General features: G+C 46.3%; 2 protein-coding genes. One reads left to right on the forward strand and one right to left on the reverse strand.

The window, feature by feature from the left end; all coding sequences use genetic code 11:
* Positions 1-538, forward strand: a 538-nt coding sequence (locus GRP75_RS26835; RefSeq protein ID WP_483311121.1) for a glycoside hydrolase family 95 protein, incomplete at its 5' end; no start/stop codon positions are given.
* Between the two features lie 252 nt (positions 539-790).
* On the opposite strand, the gene GRP75_RS26840 is transcribed toward GRP75_RS26835, so the two are convergent.
* Positions 791-1039, reverse strand: coding sequence for a CPCC family cysteine-rich protein (locus tag GRP75_RS26840; RefSeq protein ID WP_017426703.1), 249 nt, complete (start codon positions 1037-1039; stop codon positions 791-793).
* Positions 1040-1430 lie beyond the last annotated feature (391 nt).

A 1430-nucleotide genomic window follows, 5' to 3' on the forward strand; every position in this document is an offset into this window, starting at 1 on the left:
GCCACTCTCCGATAAGCAGCGGGACGCGCTCTATACCGGTGATCTGGCCGCAAGCAGGAATCTGGTCATGGAAGCGATGTTCTCTGGAACCCATTACGAGCATACGCCACTGCGGACGCTCCACGAATTCGAGGACTACAGCACCGCCTTCCTCTTTCCCGAAGGAGAGGCACTCCGCTTCTTCACCATTGAGGGCAACGAGACGGCGACCTATTACGAATACAAGGACGATTTCCTTGTCGCGACATGGCAGGCCCATTTTGACGGTAGCATTGGAGATAGCTTTCAACTACTGCTGGAGGAAAAGCTGAAGGACCGTACGGGTCCGACGCCGAAAATCGATAAGCCGCTGGTATTCTATAGCAGAGGCATTGCCGGAGATTCCAGCACGGAGGAAAGCGGCCTGATTGGACTGGACGGGAAGGTCACCCGGATCGGCTTCGAGCATACAGTCGGCGGTTCCGTGACCGACTCGTCTGGAAAGCTAACCGTGACGCAGCCGGACGAGGTGCGCAAGGAGGTCGTTCCCATCCCGTAAAATTAACAGCCTCAACGGATGTTCAAGTCTATTGCTTCTATCAGGAGGCGCCAGTAGGCAAAAAGGGATGGGATAAGATTATATGTTCTTATCCTCCGACACATCCGTCAGGAGCATCGGAGAATTAACTGAATAGACCAGTGAGTCTTGGCGTTTAACATGATTTTTTCGGATAAAAAATAAGTTGGGGCTACCGTGTGGCGCAGCCCCTTCGAAGTTAAACTAACGTTCTCCGTTAGCGTAATGAGACTGTCACTTTTTCAAAAGTGGTTTCCAGTTCTCATTACGCTCATCGTTAATCGTTGGCTTACGATTAACACGTCCTTGTAAATAAGCTTCTTGATATTGCCTTAGCGATTCAATATTTGCTCCCCCTTCATAATCGGGATCGTGGTATTGAATAACATCATCCTCCCAAAAACAAATATCACAAATGTCATAGGTACCTGGTGGTTCATAATCCAGTGTCTTATAACCACAGCATGGACATGCATATTTCATATATAGTGACCTCCACATAAACAGCAGCACTTTGATGTGTTCGCTATATGATTAACCTAGCCTGCCCGTTAGTTCAATAAAAGGACGCTCCCACGCCTTCGCTTGGGCTACGTCCTCCTCCCTATATTCCATATCCAATTATTAACTAAAGGACGTATGCGGGGAGCATGTAATGCTTAAAAGGAACCCTATCTTAACCTAAGCACTAAGGAAACACTTTATTTTCAGTCTAGAGCTTTATTTTCTTTTGACACTAAGTGTTAGTCAAACCTATCGCTTCACAATGACGGTTTCTTTCAATATATATTCTATTATCAAAGCGATAAACCCTTAAAAAGAAAAAACGAACTTCTTTCCTGATAGGAGAAGTTCGTTTCTTCCACTATTTGAG

This window comes from Paenibacillus sp. OT2-17 (assembly GCF_009827695.1).
GTDB lineage: Bacteria > Bacillota > Bacilli > Paenibacillales > Paenibacillaceae > Paenibacillus > Paenibacillus polymyxa_B.